Raw genomic sequence first — 16,913 nt, 5'->3', positions numbered from 1 at the left:
TGCTGTCCTAGTTGTAACCACGCACAGCGCGGAACGCGCTGACGAGATCGCCGCGGCCATCGAATACACGCCCCGATGTCGCCTTGGTCAAGGCATCAAGCTGCGACTTGTCGGCGTCGCCAAAGGTGATGCCGAAGACCGGCACATGCGGGTTGGTTGCCGTCCACTCGCTCAGAAAATCGCGGCTTGCATCCTCGGACTTTCCATCGGTCATGATGACGATCGCCGGCAGATAGGACGACAGATTTGGGGTATCCTTCATGCGATCAAGCGCTCGGCTTGCGCAGGCGTACATATCGGTACCGCCATCGGCATGCTGCAGCGACACCTTCTCGACAAGGCTCTTCTGTTGCGCCGGGTCGCCCGTCGCCAAAAGGGTCGTCCGCACGCGGCTGTCGAAAGGAATGACCATGATGCGATCCGCCGGCGTCCATTGCGCCAGCACCTTGCCAGTTTCATTTGGATTGAACAGAAACTGCATGGCCGCCTGCAATTGCTGTTCGCCCTTGCCTCCCATCGAACCGGAGAAGTCGAGACAAAGAGCTGTTAGCGAAGGCTTACGCAAAGCGCCCTGATAGAGATCGAGCGCCTGGCGAATCACAGCCGGCTCCGGCATGCGGATCGCCGTTACGAGCCGGGTCGGATCGAAATTCCAATTCGGGTCCGCTTTGGCGGCGACGTCTCCCAACGGAATGCGGCGGCCGGTATCGGCAATACGCTTCTGCACAGGCGCGGAACGCAGATAGGCAACGAGTTCGTTGAAGAAGGTCTCGACCTCAGGACCGCGTCCATGATCGATAAAGCCGATCGGTGAATCCGCAATCGCCACACCGTCGGCCGGATAGATCGCATAGAGCGGCTCCTTGCCCATGCCGACAAGCTTGTCGTTGGTCTCCTTCAGCACCGCTTCGTAATTCCACATGGCATCGTAGAGCACGCCCTTGCCAGCGGAGTCCGTGTAGAGGTCCGCGAGCCAGCCGGAGGACCCGGACGAGCGTTCGACCCCAGCAAGCAACGCCCTGACGGTGCCTTGGAGGTCGGGCTTGTCGAGATCGCCCGGCTCGATAACGGGTTTATTGCCAAGCGCGCTGGAGAGCATAGCCAAATAGGCGCTCGCGCCTGAATTGGACTGGGTTGCCGAGGTCATGAGAAACTTCAGCGAGCCGCTCTTCACTGCCGCCAATATGTCCTTCATAAAGACCGGCTTGCCGATCCAGCCGAGCGCCTGCGCCTTGGATTTGCGCACGCCGAGGATGACCGGTGTCTGTGCCACCGAGGTCAGGGACTTCACCCGGCGTTTGGTGTCGAACATGTCAACCCAGACGCTCGATGCCGGCCAGACCGCGTCCTGCTCGACACCCTCATTGCTTTGCAGCGCAAGGCCGATATCCAGCGTGCCTTCGTAGGTGAAGCTGCAGGTCGCGCTCTTCTGCTTGCAGAATTCTTCGACGATCGGCTGGATAACGGTGTTTTCCGAGCCGGAGACGATCGAGAACTTCGGTCCTGCGCCGGAATTGCAGCCCGTCAGGGCTAGAGCTGCCGTCAGCGCCAGGCCGGTGAGGAGTGTGCGGATCATCATGCCGCTCATCGCGCCTCGATCATCGCTTTCTTGAGATCGATGGTCATTTTCTCCATCTGCTGCTCAGCCTGAGCGCGCTTCCTGCGGCCTTCTTCCTGCACCTTCAGGACACCGTTGATCGTATCGATCAGGTCACGGTTGGCGGCAGCGAGCGTATCGATATCGACGATACCGCGCTGCGACTGCTGTTCGATGGCAATCGCCTGGTCCTTCATCATCTCGGACGCCTGTCGGATCATGTCGTTGGTGGCGTCGGTCACGGTCTTCTGCAGCTCAAGCGCTGATTTCTGCCTCGACAGCCCAAGCAGGATCACCATCTTCTGCCTCCAGGCCGGCACCGTCAGCGCCGACGTCGCCTGCAGGTTCTCGATCAGCGTCTCGTCACCGGCCTGCACGATGCGGATCTGCGGCAATTGCTGAATGCCGAGCTGGCGCGCCTGCTGCAGGTAGAACACCCGCTTCTCCAATCGGTCGAGGGCCTGCAAGCTGTCCTGATAGGTCTGAGCCTCCAGCATACCGCCGCCGGGATTGGCAGCCGCGGCCTCGGCGGCACTTTTCAACTTCGGCAGTTCGACACTGCGAAAACGCTCTGCGAAAGTCTTGCCAGCCTGCACATAGGCGTCGAGCTGCAGGATGGACTGCTTCGTCTCCTCGTGAAGATCGTCGAGAAGTGCGATGTCGCGGCGCAGCGTATCCTTATGCCGGTCGAGCTCGAGGCCAATGCGGTCGATCTGGCCGGCCACATCCTCGAATTCCTCCTTGAAGCGCTCCAGGCGGGCCTTGAACGACGAGAAAATCTTGGAAAGAAAGCCCTCATCCTTCAGCGATGCCGGGTCGAGCTTCTTCGACTTGATGATGATATCGGTCAGCAACTTGCCGACTTCGCCGAGATCCCGATTGCGGACCTCGCGGAGAATCCGGTCGGAATAGTCGGAGACGGACTGCTGGGCGCGGTCGCCGTAAACGGAAATGCCGGCGCGGTCGGTCAGATCGATGGTGTCGCCGATGCGGGCGATTTCCGCCGGATCAGCGGCAACGACCGGCAAAGTGGTGCTTGCGGTCGGGGCGAGATCAGTATTGGCCATAGCTCGTGCTTTCTCGTCTATCAACACGGACCTGGACTGCGGAACATCTGCCGATCATTCTTCAATAACCGGCGCGGCCCGCATGGCCCGCTACAATTTCAGATCGGCACTGCGGAACTGAGACTCACTCACGGGCGTGCCGAATGCTTCCCAGAATAGTGAAGCTTCGGACACAGTTTTATGACGAAGATTTTGCGTTGTGGCTGGGCCCTCCCAAAGCCTATTGGCAGGCCTTGGTGTCGAGTACTTCAAGCTTGGAGAGCTTGCCGGTCAGAACGAAATCACCATAGTCCATGGTGAGGTCGCGGGTGATGCCGTTTTCGTAGAGCTTGAACGACATACGGTAGACCGGGATGGCGTCACCCTTGGACTTGTCGTTGAAATAGGCGACGGTCACCGGCCAGAACGGTGTCTTGGCGAAGATGCCGGCCTTTTCGGCATCGGGGTCATCGGTTGCGGGCGTCGACTGCTTACCGACGACGGTTGTTGCGATCAACGACTTATCCCCATCATCGGAGCCGTCGAAAACCTCGGCCTCGAAGAAATTCCTGCCCAGCTTGGCATTATGGATGATGTCGAGCATATGCTCTGTCGGAAAGCGGCTCTGGATGAGTTCGATCTGCTTCGCTTTTGGCTGGGTCAGATCGACCTTAATGCCCTTCTGATCGTCGGCCGCCGCGCCGCGCACGTCCTTGTCGAGTTGATCGTCCGTATAGGATTTGGTCTCGAAGCGGAAAGTGCGCTTGACGAGATCCTCGAATGTGGTCGTCTGCTGGTCGCTGACGCGCGTTGAATCACCCGTGTCGATCTGTGTGACGAAACGGAAATTGGTGGTGAAACCGGTGCAGTCGGAGCCGTCGAACTCATAGACCATACGGCCAAACATGCCGGCGATGCCCGATCGGTCTGAGGCGTCCTTCAGTTCGAGATCGTAGACGGCGCGATGCGCGATCAACCCAGTCGGACCCGCCGCGGCGGCGGAGGCGCCCAGAGACGCGACGCCTAAACTCGAAACGATAACGGCGGCAAGACTCGAGCGGAACATTCATTATCTCCTGTTGGACTCGCACGCGATGCTATAAGAACGCTTCGGCTAGAGTGAGGCGGCCCGTCATCAATTCGTCATCTCGCTCTGCCTTTTGATTTGGCGTTATCTCGTCCAAGATCGCCTCGCGCCCGGCAAAGGGAATCTAAGCTTGATGCCGGATTTTTGAAGATTTTACAACAAAACGGGAGATGAAAATGTCCGACGCTATCGAGAGCCGTCTGAAGGAGCTTGGCATCGTCCTGCCTCAGGCCGCTGCGCCGGCCGCAAACTATGTACCCTATGTCATCAGCGGCAATCTTCTTTATTTGTCCGGGCAGTTGCCGATGGAAAACGGCAAGCTCGGCGTCACCGGCCTTCTCGGCAAGGATGTCGACGTTGCCGGCGGCCAACGCGCTGCCGAGCTTTGCGCCATCAATATCCTCGCCCAGGCGAAGGCGGCCTTGGATGGCGATCTCGGCCGCATCAAGCGCATCATCAAGCTGAACGGTTTCGTCGCTTCGGTACCCGAATTCGTCGAACAACATCTTGTGATCAACGGCGCCTCCAATCTTCTGGCAAATGTACTTGGCGACGCTGGCAAGCATGCGCGCGCCGCGGTCGGCATGGCGGCGCTGCCGCTGAACGCCGCCGTCGAGATCGATGCCATCATGGAAATCGCATAATGAGCAAGATTGCCTGGCTTACCGAACGTCCTGTCGCCCATCGCGGCTATCACGACATGAACAAGCAGGTTTGGGAAAACACGCTGTCGGCCTTTGGCCGGGCAATCGAGGCGGGTTTTTCCATTGAATGCGATCTGCATTATGCAGCCGACGGCGTTCCGGTCGTCTTTCATGACGACGACCTCCAGCGCGTCTGCAATCTCCCCGGCCAGCTTCGTGACCGTACCTCGGCCGAACTCGGCCTGCTTTCTGTCGGCGGCACCAACGACAAGATCCCGACGCTGAAACAGCTCCTCAAGCTCTGCGATGGCAAGGTACCGCTGGTGCTGGAGCTCAAGGGCCGCGAAGGCGACGACGAGGGCTTTGCAGAATCCGTGCTGGAAGTGCTTGAAGGCTATAAAGGCCCTGTCGCGCTGATGAGCTTCGACCATTGGCTGCTCAAGGATCTGAAGGCGCTTAACGCGCCCTACCCTGTCGGCCTAACGGCGGATGGAAACGAGCCCGAGACATTTTTTAAGCATGACGAAGCCATGCAGCTTGGGCTAGACTTCATCTCGTATTTCTATGGCCACCTGCCCAACCCCTTCATCACGGCGCAGCGCCAGCGCGGCATCCCGGTCATCACCTGGACCGTGCGCGACGAAGCGGCCCGTAAACACACATTCGCCAACGCAGACCAAATGACCTTCGAAGGGTTCGACCCAAGGGAGAGCCCTGCCCTTTCTTCGTAACAGACGAATTTGATGACAGACGAATTATCCATTCGAGTCGAACGTTCCTTCAAAAACATCGCTCCGGAGGGCTGGTCCAAGCTCGCCGGGGCATCGAGAGCGGGTACGGTGTTGCCGTATAATCCGTTTGTCTCGCATGCTTTTCTGTCCTCGCTGGAGGAGTCAGGCTCCGCCACTGATAAAACCGGCTGGCTCGGCAATCACCTGCTGCTCGAAACCGATAGCGGCCAGTTGATCGGCGCCGTGCCCGGCTATCTCAAGAATCACAGCCAGGGTGAATATGTCTTCGATCACGGCTGGGCCGATGCCTTCGAGCGCGCGGGCGGCCGTTATTATCCGAAGCTGCAGTGCTCCATTCCCTTCACGCCGGCAACCGGCCCGCGCCTGCTTGTTGCCGAGGGGCAGGATCGCACTGTGATCCAGCCGGCGCTAGCCGAAAGCCTGAAGGAGGTGACCCGGCAGCTCGGCGTCTCCTCAGCCCACATTACCTTCCTGCCGGAAGAAGAGATTTCCGTCTTCGAAGGCGATGGCTATCTGCATCGTACCGACCAGCAGTTCCACTTCATCAACGATGGTTATGCCAATCATGATGCCTTCCTGGAAACGCTGGCGTCGCGCAAGCGCAAGGCGCTGAAAAAGGAGCGTCGCACCGCCCTTGAAGGCGGCATCAGCATCGACTGGCTGACCGGCAGCGATCTCACCGAGCGGATCTGGGACCAGTTCTTCACCTTCTATATGGATACCGGCAGCCGCAAATGGGGCCGTCCCTATCTCACCCGCAAGTTCTACTCGCTGATCGGCGAGCGGATGGCCGACGACATCCTGCTGGTGATGGCCAAACGCGAGGGCCGCTATATCGCAGGGGCGATCAACTTCATCGGCGGCGAAACGCTCTATGGGCGGCATTGGGGCTGCATCGAAGATCATCCCTTCCTGCACTTTGAAGTCTGCTATCATCAGGCCATCGATTTCGCGCTGGCCAAGGGGCTGAAGCGCGTCGAAGCCGGCGCGCAGGGCGAACACAAGCTCGCCCGCGGCTATCTGCCGGTGATCACGCATTCGGCGCATTATATCGGCCATCAAGGCTTGCGCCGCGCGGTTGCCGACTATCTCAAACATGAGCGCGAGCAAGTGGAGGAGATGAGTGAAATTCTGGCCGAGCACAGCCCCTTCCGCAAAGGCGAGCGGCAAGATATCTAGCTGCTCTGGACAATTGTAATCGGAAGACGAGGAGACCCTGGATGACCAGCCCCGCCTATGACGCCAACAATATTTTCGCGAAGATCCTGAAAGACGAGATCCCGTCCTATCGTGTCTACGAAGATGAACACACGGTCGCCTTCATGGATGTCATGCCACAGGCGCCCGGCCATACGCTGGTGCTGCCGAAGTCCCCTTCGCGGAACCTTCTCGACGCCGATCCCAGCACTTTGCCGCATCTGATTACCACGGTTCAGAAAGTCGCGGTCGCGATTCAGGAGGCTTTCGATGCGGATGGCGTCTATATCGCCCAGTTCAACGAGCCGGCCGCCGGTCAAACGGTGTTCCACCTGCATTTCCACATCATCCCGCGCCACGAGGGCATCGCCCTGAAGCCGCATTCCGGCAAGATGGAAGATAGTGCGGTTCTGGCGGAGAATGCCAAGAAGATCATCGAACTCCTGCGCTGATCGAAAGGCGCCGATCCTCCTAAATCTTTTTATGAGATATAGTTTATAAACATATGAAAATGGCTGCATTGTCGCCAATGCAGCCATTCTATTTTTTCAGTCAATTAATCGCCGGTTACTTGCGCGGCACCTTCGGCACCGTGCTGCCCTTGCGCAACGACTTGTTATCCGACTCGCCATCGCTGGCAGAGGACGGCGTCTTCGGCGAGCGGCGAGCGTCGGAAGCGCTGCCAGCCTTGCCGACGCGGCTTCTGGTCTTGACGGTGTCTCCGTCATCCTCTTCCACATCGACCACGGAGTCGACCACTTCGGCTTCCGGCTTCGGCCGGATCGGCGCGGTATCTGCGATGGAGTCGAGCAGGATGCCGGTCGTACCGTCTTCCTTCTTACCGACGGTGACCTTGACGACGCCGCCCTTCTTCAGCTTGCCGAAGAGGATTTCGTTCGCCAGCGGCTTCTTGATGTGTTCCTGGATGACGCGTGCCAGCGGGCGGGCACCCATCTTGTCGTCGTAACCCTTCTCGGAAAGCCAGGCGATCGCGTCCTCGTGCAGATCGAAGGTAACGTTCCGTTCGGAAAGCTGAGCCTCGAGCTGCATGATGAACTTCTGCACGACCTTGTGGATGACCGTGGTCGGCAGCGCTGCGAACGGAATGGTCGCATCCAGACGGTTGCGGAACTCCGGGGTGAAGAGCCGGTTGAGAGCCTCTTCATCCTCGCCCGTACGCTTGGACGAGCCGAAGCCGATGGCGGACTTGGCCATTTCCGAGGCGCCAGCATTGGTCGTCATGATGAGGATGACGTTGCGGAAGTCGATCTTCTTGCCATTGTGGTCGGTCAGTGCGCCATGGTCCATGACCTGCAGCAGGATATTGAAAATATCCGGATGCGCCTTCTCGATTTCGTCGAGCAGGACGACGCTGTGCGGATGCTGGTCGACGCCGTCGGTCAGCAAGCCACCCTGATCGAAGCCGACATAGCCGGGAGGTGCGCCGAGCAGACGGGAAACCGTGTGACGCTCCATATATTCCGACATGTCGAAGCGCAGCAGCTCGACGCCGAGCGAGGAAGCAAGCTGCTTGGCGACTTCCGTCTTGCCGACACCGGTCGGGCCAGAGAAGACATAGCAGCCGATCGGCTTGTTCGGTTCGCGCAAGCCGGCACGGGCGAGCTTGATCGAGGTCGAAAGCGCTTCGATTGCAGTATCCTGACCGTAGACGACCGAACGCAGTTCCTGCTCGAGGTTGGCGAGAACCATCTCGTCATCCTTGGAAACCGTCTTCGGCGGAATGCGGGCCATGGTCGCGATCGTCGCTTCGATCTCCTTTTCGGTGATCAGCTTGCGGCGCTTCGACGGCGGCAGCAGCATTTGCGCAGCACCTGTTTCGTCGATCACGTCGATCGCCTTATCCGGCAGCTTGCGGTCGGAGATATAGCGAGCCGACAGCTCGACCGCCGTCTTGATGGCGTCGTTCGAGTAGCGAAGGTGATGATACTCTTCGAAATAGGGCTTCAGGCCCTTCATGATTTCGATAGCATCCTCAATGGTCGGCTCGTTGACGTCGATCTTCTGGAAGCGGCGGACGAGTGCCCGGTCCTTTTCGAAGAACTGACGGTATTCCTTATAGGTGGTCGAACCGATGCAGCGGATCGCACCGGAAGACAGGGCCGGCTTCAGCAGGTTCGACGCATCCATCGCGCCGCCGGAGGTGGCACCAGCACCGATGACAGTATGGATCTCATCGATGAACAGCACGGCGCCCGGATATTCTTCCAGCTCCTTGACCACCTGCTTCAGACGCTCTTCGAAGTCACCGCGATAGCGGGTCCCGGCAAGCAGCGTGCCCATGTCGAGCGAGAAGATGGTCGCGTCGGCCAAAGCTTCGGGCACCTTGCCCTCGACAATGCGCTTGGCAAGACCTTCGGCGATCGCGGTCTTGCCGACGCCGGGGTCGCCGACGTAGAGCGGGTTGTTCTTCGAACGGCGGCACAGCACCTGGATGGTGCGGCTGACTTCGGAGTTGCGGCCGATCAGCGGGTCGATCTTGCCGCTTTTCGCCTTCTCATTGAGATTGACGCAATAGGCCTTCAGAGCATCCTGCTGCTTCTTATTGTTACCTTCCTCCTGCTCGCCGCGGGAGGTCGGCTTGCTTTCGGATTCGGTATCCTCGGCGCCGCGCGGTGTCCGGGTCTGGGAGGACCCCGGCCGCTTGCCGATGCCGTGGGAGATGTAGTTGACCGCATCGTAGCGGGTCATTTCCTGCTCCTGCAGGAAGAAGGCCGCATGGCTTTCCCGTTCCGCAAAGATCGCGACGAGAACGTTGGCACCCGTTACTTCCTCGCGGCCCGAGGATTGAACATGGATGACGGCGCGCTGGATGACGCGCTGGAAACCGGACGTCGGCTTCGAATCCTCGTCATAACCGGTGATCAAATTTGAAAGTTCATTATCGACGTATTCAGTCAGCGTCTTACGGAGCGCGTCGAGATCAACATTGCACGCGCCCATGACAGCCGCGGCATCGGCGTCGTCCACCAAAGCCAAAAGCAGATGTTCCAGCGTGGCATATTCGTGATGCCGCTCGTTCGCGTAGGTCAGTGCCTGATGCAGCGCCTTCTCAAGACTAGGCGAAAATGTTGGCACGTTCAGATCCTCACTTCTTTTCCATAACACATTGCAGCGGATGCTGGTGCTGCCGGGCAAAATCCATCACCTGGCTCACCTTCGTTTCAGCTACTTCATATGTATATATCCCGCATTCGCCGACGCCGTGATTGTGGACATGAAGCATGATGCGGGTGGCACTCTCTCGATCCTTTTGGAAGAAACGCTCCAGGATATGGATCACAAATTCCATGGGCGTGTAGTCGTCGTTCAGAAGCAGCACGCGGTACAGGTTGGGTTTCTTGGTTTTGGGCTTGGTGCGCGTGATCACCGAGGTCCCGCGATTTCCGTTGTCCCCGTTCCTTTCGCTGTCGTTTTGCATCCGGATCGGCTCAGCGATCATTTCATTCATTCCTCAAATCATCCGGCAGAAGCTATCGCATTCCGACTTGGCAAACTGGATTGGGTAACTGACTCTGTCGGGCCGGATATCCGAACCCCTAACTTAGTTCATATTGGTGCGATTTTAAGCCCCCTACCGGACACTGCAATCAGAATTCGTTGCCAAAGTGGGTCATGATCAAAAAAGTCGCGGCGACGATCGGGCCAAGATCGGAAATCGGCAACGCAAAAGACCGGCCGCGGGTTGCGCAGCCGGTCTTTCGTAAATTCACTGTGCTTAAGCGAGGTGCTTATGCAGCAGGTGCAACCGAAGCGGGGGTTTTGCCGGCAGCCTTGGTGGCGGCGGCAACCGGAGCTTCGTACGGCTTGTACACGGTCTTGGCGAGATCGGCGTACATTTCGCCCAGCTTGGTCGCTTCGGCAACGAAGTTTTCATAGGAAGACTTTACGAAGCCGGTCTGCAGTTCGAAAGCAGCCTCGAAGCTCTTGACGCCGGCCAGCGTTTCGAAATGCGCAACGCCGTCCTGGAAGGACTTCTTGGAGTATTCGGCGGCTTCAGCAGCAATCGCCTGGAAACCCTTGGTGACATCGGAATAGCTCTTCAGCGCCGTGTCCATGGCTTCCTTGCCCTTCTTGTTCGCTTCATCGAAATTGAACATGCTTCTCCGTCCCTTTGTTGGTTTGGCCGACGGCCGGGTTACGGGAAAAAATCTAAATGCGACGCACAAATAGTCAAGCAGTCTTGTGCGGCGCAATATCGACCCAGGATTGCATTTCCAATGACAAAGCAATGACCGTAGGAGCGCGTGGAAGGCATCCTTCTGTTTTTGCTAATATATATCAAACGAGCTACAACTTAAGGCTTAGGTAGAAATATTCGATTTCGATGAAAAAAAGAATTTCGGCAGGCAATCGACTAAATTCGATCGCAAATGAATAGCGTTTAGCCTACTGCAGGGTGATTTTTCAAAAAAAGAACCGCATTTCAGTGAAATGCGGTTCTCTGATACCAGCTTTGTTGGAAACCGCGGGATCGACCAGAGGTCGAGCGCGCCAAACGGCCACGCTGTCGATTAGAGATCGACGTCCAGGATGGCCATGGAAAAATTGTAGGAACGGTCGCCGTCTTCGTCGTCGATGTAGACAACGCCCAAGAACTCTTCGCCAAGATAGACTTCTGCGGAATCGTTCTTGCGCGGGCGGGCTTTGACCACCATCTGCGGGTTGAACGTGCGTTTGAAGTAGGTGTCGAGCTTCTTGATTTCGTCAGGCTTCACAATTCATCTCCGTGAGGATTTTCAGCTTGGCCGCTTCTTGCATAGGAAAAGCGGCGGTGTAAAGACCGGAAGCGCGCCTTCAGCCTTTGCCGCCGACGCAAAACCCTGACAGTCAGGCGGGATTTCCGTTAGATTCCGGCACCCATGATTTGGTCGACCTGCTCGGCTAGGAGTTGATCCATAGAGCGGGATGGCTCCGAGCAGCCGGCTTCACCGACCACCTTGGCCGGCACACCGGCCACCGTCGTCTTCGGCGGCACTTCCTTCAGCACCACCGAGCCGGCAGCGATGCGCGAGCAATGGCCGATCTGGATATTGCCGAGGATCTTGGCGCCGGCGCCGATCAGCACGCCATGGGCGATCTTTGGATGACGGTCGCTGCCTTCCTTGCCGGTGCCACCGAGAGTGACGCCGTGCAGGATCGAGACGTTGTCGCCGATGACGGCCGTTTCGCCGACCACCAGGCCGGTCGCATGATCAAGGAAGATGCCCTTGCCGATGCGCGCAGCCGGGTTGATATCGGTCTGGAAAACGCTGGAGGACCGGCTCTGCAGATAGAGCGCAAAATCCCGGCGACCGCGATTGAGCAGCCAATGGGCCAGACGATGCGTCTGCAGGGCGTGGAAGCCCTTGAAATAGAGGACCGGCTCCATGAAGCGCAGGCAAGCCGGATCGCGGTCGTAGACGGCCTGAATATCGACGCGCAGGATCGAGCCCCATTCCGGCCAATCGGCCAGCATTTCCTCAAAGGTCTGGCGCAGCAGGATGCCCTGCATGTCCGGATGGTCGAGACGTTCGCAGATGCGATAGATGACGCATTCTTCAAGCGACCGGTGATTGATGATCGTGGAATAGAGGAAGGCGGCCAGAAGCGGATCCCGCTCGGCGGCCGCGCGTGCTTCCTCGCGCACGCTGCCCCAGATGGGATCGACGACCTTTACCGGCCCCACGCCTTCAACCTGGCGAATGTCCGTTGCTGCGACCATTGACGGTCTCCTGATTTCCTGTCGGTGAAACATTATATAGAGTAAAACTCCGGCAACATAAATGGGTTCGGCGCGCATGAGTTTTGAGCATGATTTTGCTGGCGGTTTCCTGCGCGCTACGTGCAGCGACGCCATTGGCACTCTCACCATCGATAATCCCGACCGCAAGAACGCCCTCACTGCGGCGATGTGGCGCGCCATACCCCAGGCCATTCGCCTTTTGACCGACAAGGCACATGCGCATGTGATCGTCATCCGCGGCGCGGCGCAGGATTTTTCGACCGGCGCCGATATCAGCGAATTCGACAGCCTGCGCAAGGATGCCGAAACTGCTGTCGCCTACGAGGCGCTGAACAGCGCCGCCTTCACCGCGATCCGCCATTGCCGAGTACCGACGATCGCGGCGATCCGCGGCATCTGTTACGGCGGCGGCTTTGGCATTGCTGCCGCCTGCGATCTGCGTGTCGCCGAGGAAGGCGCGCGTTTCTCGGTGCCAGCCGTGCGCCTCGGCATCGCCTACCCTGCGGACGCGGTGCAAGACATCGTCAACGCGCTCGGACCGCAGATGGCCAAGGTCACGCTTTTCACCGGCGCACCGATGTCGGCCGGCAAGATGGTCGCGGCCGGCTTTCTGTTGGAAGAGATCGCAGTCGACGCATTCGACGGCGAAGTTTCGGCTCTCGCCCGCGCGATTGCCGCCAATGCGCCGATCGCACTGCATGCCTCGAAGCTCGCGGTTCGTGCCGTGCTCGAACAGGATAGCGACCTGCTGCGCGAGGCGGAGGTGATCGGTGCCGAGACCTTCGACAGCGCCGACTATGCCGAGGGCCGCGCAGCCTTTGCCGCGCGGCGAAAACCGCATTTCACCGGGAAGTGACTTAATCTATCAGTTGGCGAGGCGTTGGTAGAATTCCAGGACAGCCTGTTTGAATACCTTGTCGCCGACGGCGAGCATGTGGTCCCGGTTCGGGATATCCAGCGCCTCGGCATGCGGCATCAGCGCCGCGAGTTCCTGAGGCGAACCGGCAATGTCATCCTTGGTGCCGACGCCGATCAGGGTCGGCGCCTTAATCTTTGCCGCATCTTCCTTGGCGACCAGATCACGCGAGCCTCTGATGCAGGCGGCGAGCGCCTCACGATCGCTCTTGTTCTGATCGGCGAAGGCGCGGAACATGCGGCCGCGCAGATGCGTGACATCGTCAACCGATGGCGCCAATAGCGCATCGGCGATCGGATCCCAATCTCCGACACCATCGATCATGCCGATGCCCAACCCGCCGAATACGAGCGAGCGGACACGATCGGGATGGGCGATCGCCAGAAAAGCCGAGATGCGCGCGCCCATGGAATATCCCATGATATGGGCCGCCGGAATGCCGAGATGATCGAGCAGCGCAACCGCGTCTTCCGCCATGACCCAAGGACGATAGGCCTCGGCATCATAGGCTTTGTCGCTCAAGCCGTGACCTCTGTTATCGATGGCGATGACGCGGTAACCGGCCTCGCCCAGCGATTTCAGCCAGCCCGGATTGACCCAATTGGCAATCGCGGTCGAGGCAAAACCGTGAATCAACAGAACCGGCGCGCCGTTCGGATCGCCTTCGTCGAAATAGGCCAGCTTGAGCCCGTCATGAGTGAAATAGGAAAAGGCAGGACTATTCAAATTCATGGGAAGATCTTCGTGAACATCGTCTCTTTGCTGCGGACCTTATTTTATCGGCAATATCAGGTGAACCCCGCGCTTGCGAAAATCTGTGCGCCGAGCCGGACTTTCGCACTACACAATCGGCGAGAAGGATTATAAAGAGGGGCAATCAAGTCTGGCGCAACATTCATGCCATCTAGGCAAGACGCATTCGGAGATCATCATGGCCGGCCACAACATTCCCCATTTCCAGAACGACGGCGGACACCGCGTTATCGAGATCGGCGTGAAGGAATTCATGTGCACCGGCGCCTCGGTCCCATACGACCATCCGCATATCTTCATCGACATGGGCGATGAAAGCGAGAAGGTCTGCTCCTACTGCTCGACGCTCTATCGCTACAATCCGTCGCTGAAAGCGGATGAAACCAATCCGGCCGGCTGCGTCTTCCACTTCAAGGCCGCTTGATATCCCGAGAGCGGATCGGACATAGCTGAATGCCGATCAAGACCGCCGCGATCATCGGTGCCGGAATAGCCGGCCTTACCGCGGCGCTGGCGCTGGCGAGACACGGCATTCGCGCCGCGATTTTCGAACAGGCCGAAGCGCTGGCCGAAGTCGGCGCCGGCCTGCAAATTTCTCCCAACGCATCCCTCATCCTCGACACGCTCGGCGTGCTCGATGCTCTCCAGCCTGTCTGGCTGGAACCGACGGAAGTGCGGCTCCTCTCCGGTTCATCCTTGCGGCTGATCGCATCCGTACCCTGCGGCACCTTCGCCAGGAAACGCTGGGGCTCTCCCTATGGCGCCGTTCACCGCGCCACGCTGCAAAAGGCGCTTCTCGACGCGGTGACAGCCAATCCGCTTTGCACATTGCATCTCGGCCGCCCCATCGATGCAACGGACAGACAAGCGGTGGACGCCGCCACCGGTGGGGATGCGGATCTGATCGTCGGCGCCGATGGCGTCTGGTCGAAGGTGCGCGCATTGGTGCCCGATGGCCCCTCGCCGCATTTCTCCGGTAATATCGCCTGGCGTTTCATCATCCCCGAGGCATCCGCCCCAAGCGTACTCGACAGATCGAGCGTGACGGCGTTTCTCGGTCCTTCGGCACACCTCGTCTGCTATCCGATCAAGGAACATGCCGCCTTCAACATGGTGGCGAACATCTCCGGAAGCACTTCGAGCCATGATTGGAGCGCCGCCGGCACCAAGGCGCAACGCGAGCATCTTCTGCAGCGCTTCTCAGGCTGGAACGATGCCATCACGGCAATGCTCGAACGCCAGGAGCAAGCCACCTTCTGGCCGCTCTACGAAGCGAGCGTCGGTCGCTGGCACAATGGCAAGGATGTCATATTAATCGGCGATGCAGCGCATGCGATGATGCCCTTTGCGGCGCAAGGTGCCGCCATGGCGATCGAGGATGCCTTCGAACTTGCCGGCATGGTGGCCTCACGCCCCCTCGCCGAAGCGCTCGATCTTTTCGAAAAGCACCGTATGCCGCGCATTGCGCGCCTGCGCCAGCGCGCCGCCTTCAACCAATTTGCCTATCATGCTCGCGGACCAGTGCGACTGGCCCGTGATTTTGTTCTCTCCATGCGTCCGCCGCAAAGTCTCGCGGCGGACCTGGATTGGATCTACGGCTATCGCGCTATCGGCTGATCAGGCCTCTTTCGCTGCAGCGAGACCCTTTTCGATATCGGCCTTGATATCGGCGACGTCCTCAAGACCGATCTGCAGGCGCAGGACCGGCCCTTCCGGCGGCGCCTTGCTGATGCGCCGGTCGTTGAGATTGACGTGCAGTGCGAGGCTCTCGAAGCCGCCCCAGGAATAACCCAGACCGAAAATCCGCAGCGCGTCGAGGAAGGCGTGCGCCTTGGTCCTGAATTTCTCCGGACGGTCGACGGCCAACACAAAGGAGAAGATGCCGCTCGATCCCTTGAAGTCGCGCTTCCAAAGTTCGTGACTTGGGAAGCTTGGCAATGCCGGATGCAGCACGCGCGCGACGTCCTCGCGGCTCTCGAGCCACTGCGCGATGGCGAGCGCGCTTTCCTGATGCCGTTCCAGGCGCACGCCCATGGTGCGCAGGCCCCGCAGCACCTGATAGGCATCGTCCGGCGCGCCGCAGATGCCGAGCTGGATATTGGCTTCCCTCAACTGGTCCCAATGGGCCGCATTGGCGGATACCGTTCCCAGCAGAATATCGGAGTGACCGGCCGGATATTTCGTTGCCGCATGAATGGAGATATCGACCCCATGATCCAGCGGCTTGAAATAAAGGGGCGTTGCCCAGGTATTGTCCATGGTGACGACGCAGCCATGGCGATGAGCGACGGCCGAGATCGCGGGAATATCCTGCATTTCAAAGGTATTGGAGCCCGGCGCTTCGGTGTGCACCAGCCTGGTGTTCGGCTTAATCAGTTGCTCGATGCCGGCGCCGACCAACGGGTCGTAATATTGGACCTCGACGCCGAGACGCTTCAGCATGGTATCGCAGAAGATACGCGTCGGCCCATAAACCGAATCGACGATCAGGGCGTGGTCGCCTGCGGAGAGAAAGCCAAGGAAAGGCACGGTGATCGCCGCAAGCCCGGAGGGCACCAGGATCGTTCCCGCCGATCCCTCCAGCGCATCGATAGCGTCGCAAAGCGCATCGGTCGTCGGCGTGCCGCGCGTGCCATAGGTATATTTCTGGTCGCGCGTCTCCATGGTTCGCGCATTCGGAAACAGTACCGTCGAGGCATGCACGACCGGCGGATTGACGAAACCATGGAAATCGGAGGGCGAATTGCCGATGTGGGACAAACGCGTGTTGATGCCGGCGTTTTGCAGCAATGTGTCTTTGTCTTTCATGTCTGGGTATGCCTTTGGCGCTGTGGGGACTTCGATTAGTGGCTGCCAAGCCCGGCGGGGTCAACCCCGAGCGATCCAGCGAATCCTAATATTAGGTATTAGCTAAAATACCGGAATGGCGGAATAAATACGTCATTTCCGCGCAGTTTTTTGGCAAAATGCTGCCCAAATAGAAGCCAACCGCTCGCTTTCGAGCCGAAACAGATGAAAACTCCGAATTATTTCTCAATAATTTAGGCGGCGTCTTGACCGGAAATGCATTTGCGACTGTGATAGAACCACTCGCACCGGGAGAGTGAGGAACACGGTTCTCCGAGAGCCTGCTTCGGGAGCGATACGCTTTAACTATAATAGACAAAGGTTGGGAAAG

The 16,913-nt window shown here is 58.8% G+C and carries 17 protein-coding genes; 7 read left to right on the top strand and 10 right to left on the bottom strand.

Translation table 11 applies throughout. The features are described from left to right. Positions 1-7: 7 nt before the first annotated feature. The 3 genes from ACXHXG_RS27835 to ACXHXG_RS27825 all read right to left on the bottom strand — a co-directional run bounded on the left by ACXHXG_RS27835 (position 8) and on the right by ACXHXG_RS27825 (position 3,709). A complete protein-coding gene (locus ACXHXG_RS27835) occupies positions 8-1,579 on the bottom strand; it encodes a substrate-binding domain-containing protein (protein ID WP_457901503.1) in 1,572 nt (523 codons plus the stop codon). A gap of 5 nt (positions 1,580-1,584) precedes the next feature. Beyond that, complete coding sequence (locus ACXHXG_RS27830) at positions 1,585-2,664, bottom strand: toxic anion resistance protein (RefSeq protein ID WP_457901423.1); 1,080 nt, start codon at positions 2,662-2,664, stop codon at positions 1,585-1,587. Between the two features lie 220 nt (positions 2,665-2,884). Then, a complete protein-coding gene (locus ACXHXG_RS27825) occupies positions 2,885-3,709 on the bottom strand; it encodes a cell envelope integrity EipB family protein (RefSeq protein ID WP_457901422.1) in 825 nt (274 codons plus the stop codon). Between the two features lie 197 nt (positions 3,710-3,906). Between ACXHXG_RS27825 and ACXHXG_RS27820 the strand changes: the two genes are divergently transcribed. Genes ACXHXG_RS27820 through ACXHXG_RS27805 form a run of 4 tightly spaced genes read left to right on the top strand, consistent with a single transcriptional unit; the run spans position 3,907 to position 6,775 of the window. After that, entirely contained in the window at positions 3,907-4,374 is a 468-nt protein-coding gene (locus ACXHXG_RS27820; RefSeq protein WP_104822973.1) for a RidA family protein, read from the top strand. After that, a complete protein-coding gene (locus ACXHXG_RS27815; protein ID WP_457901421.1) occupies positions 4,374-5,105 on the top strand; it encodes a glycerophosphodiester phosphodiesterase in 732 nt (243 codons plus the stop codon). The genes ACXHXG_RS27820 and ACXHXG_RS27815 overlap by 1 nt, the downstream gene beginning before the upstream one ends. 12 nt (positions 5,106-5,117) lie before the next feature. Further along, on the top strand, positions 5,118-6,305 hold the full coding sequence (locus ACXHXG_RS27810; RefSeq protein WP_457901420.1) for a GNAT family N-acetyltransferase: 1,188 nt from the start codon (positions 5,118-5,120) through the stop codon (positions 6,303-6,305). 41 nt (positions 6,306-6,346) lie between these two features. Continuing rightward, positions 6,347-6,775, top strand: a complete 429-nt coding sequence (locus tag ACXHXG_RS27805) for an HIT family protein (protein ID WP_457901419.1) — start codon at positions 6,347-6,349, stop codon at positions 6,773-6,775. A 115-nt stretch (positions 6,776-6,890) separates the two neighbouring features. Here the strand turns inward: ACXHXG_RS27805 and clpA are convergent, their stop codons facing one another. The 5 genes from clpA to cysE form a co-directional block, all read right to left on the bottom strand. Further along, positions 6,891-9,419: an ATP-dependent Clp protease ATP-binding subunit ClpA gene (clpA, locus tag ACXHXG_RS27800; protein ID WP_104822969.1), complete on the bottom strand. Its 2,529-nt coding sequence runs from the start codon at positions 9,417-9,419 to the stop codon at positions 6,891-6,893. 10 nt (positions 9,420-9,429) lie between these two features. Then, positions 9,430-9,783, bottom strand: coding sequence for an ATP-dependent Clp protease adapter ClpS (gene clpS / locus ACXHXG_RS27795; protein WP_028755011.1), 354 nt, complete (start codon positions 9,781-9,783; stop codon positions 9,430-9,432). A 289-nt stretch (positions 9,784-10,072) separates the two neighbouring features. After that, positions 10,073-10,441 (bottom strand): phasin family protein, encoded by a 369-nt coding sequence (locus tag ACXHXG_RS27790; protein ID WP_104822968.1) that lies wholly within the window; start codon positions 10,439-10,441, stop codon positions 10,073-10,075. A 414-nt stretch (positions 10,442-10,855) separates the two neighbouring features. Further along, positions 10,856-11,059: a DUF3126 family protein gene (locus ACXHXG_RS27785; RefSeq protein WP_104822967.1), complete on the bottom strand. Its 204-nt coding sequence runs from the start codon at positions 11,057-11,059 to the stop codon at positions 10,856-10,858. 128 nt (positions 11,060-11,187) lie between these two features. Continuing rightward, positions 11,188-12,045, bottom strand: a complete 858-nt coding sequence (gene cysE, locus ACXHXG_RS27780; protein ID WP_104822966.1) for a serine O-acetyltransferase — start codon at positions 12,043-12,045, stop codon at positions 11,188-11,190. Positions 12,046-12,121: 76 nt separating this feature from the next. Here cysE and ACXHXG_RS27775 point away from each other — a divergent pair, with 76 nt between their 5' ends. Continuing rightward, complete coding sequence (locus tag ACXHXG_RS27775) at positions 12,122-12,922, top strand: enoyl-CoA hydratase-related protein (RefSeq protein WP_104825084.1); 801 nt, start codon at positions 12,122-12,124, stop codon at positions 12,920-12,922. 9 nt (positions 12,923-12,931) lie between these two features. On the opposite strand, the gene ACXHXG_RS27770 is transcribed toward ACXHXG_RS27775, so the two are convergent. Continuing rightward, positions 12,932-13,714 carry an alpha/beta fold hydrolase gene (locus ACXHXG_RS27770; protein WP_283050249.1) on the bottom strand — a complete coding sequence of 261 codons (783 nt, stop codon included), beginning with the start codon at positions 13,712-13,714 and terminating at the stop codon, positions 12,932-12,934. A 199-nt stretch (positions 13,715-13,913) separates the two neighbouring features. Between ACXHXG_RS27770 and ACXHXG_RS27765 the strand changes: the two genes are divergently transcribed. Together ACXHXG_RS27765 and ACXHXG_RS27760 are read left to right on the top strand one after the other, a co-directional pair. Continuing rightward, positions 13,914-14,159, top strand: a complete 246-nt coding sequence (locus tag ACXHXG_RS27765; protein WP_028755005.1) for a zinc-finger domain-containing protein — start codon at positions 13,914-13,916, stop codon at positions 14,157-14,159. A 29-nt stretch (positions 14,160-14,188) separates the two neighbouring features. After that, a complete protein-coding gene (locus ACXHXG_RS27760) occupies positions 14,189-15,352 on the top strand; it encodes an FAD-dependent monooxygenase (RefSeq protein WP_457901418.1) in 1,164 nt (387 codons plus the stop codon). On the opposite strand, the gene ACXHXG_RS27755 is transcribed toward ACXHXG_RS27760, so the two are convergent. Continuing rightward, complete coding sequence (locus ACXHXG_RS27755; protein ID WP_457901417.1) at positions 15,353-16,543, bottom strand: cystathionine beta-lyase; 1,191 nt, start codon at positions 16,541-16,543, stop codon at positions 15,353-15,355. Positions 16,544-16,913: the final 370 nt, after the last annotated feature.

The sequence above is a fragment of the Rhizobium sp. LEGMi-198b genome (assembly GCF_054114205.1).
Note: the sequence above shows the minus strand (reverse complement) of the source record. Positions and strands in the feature narration are given on the sequence as shown.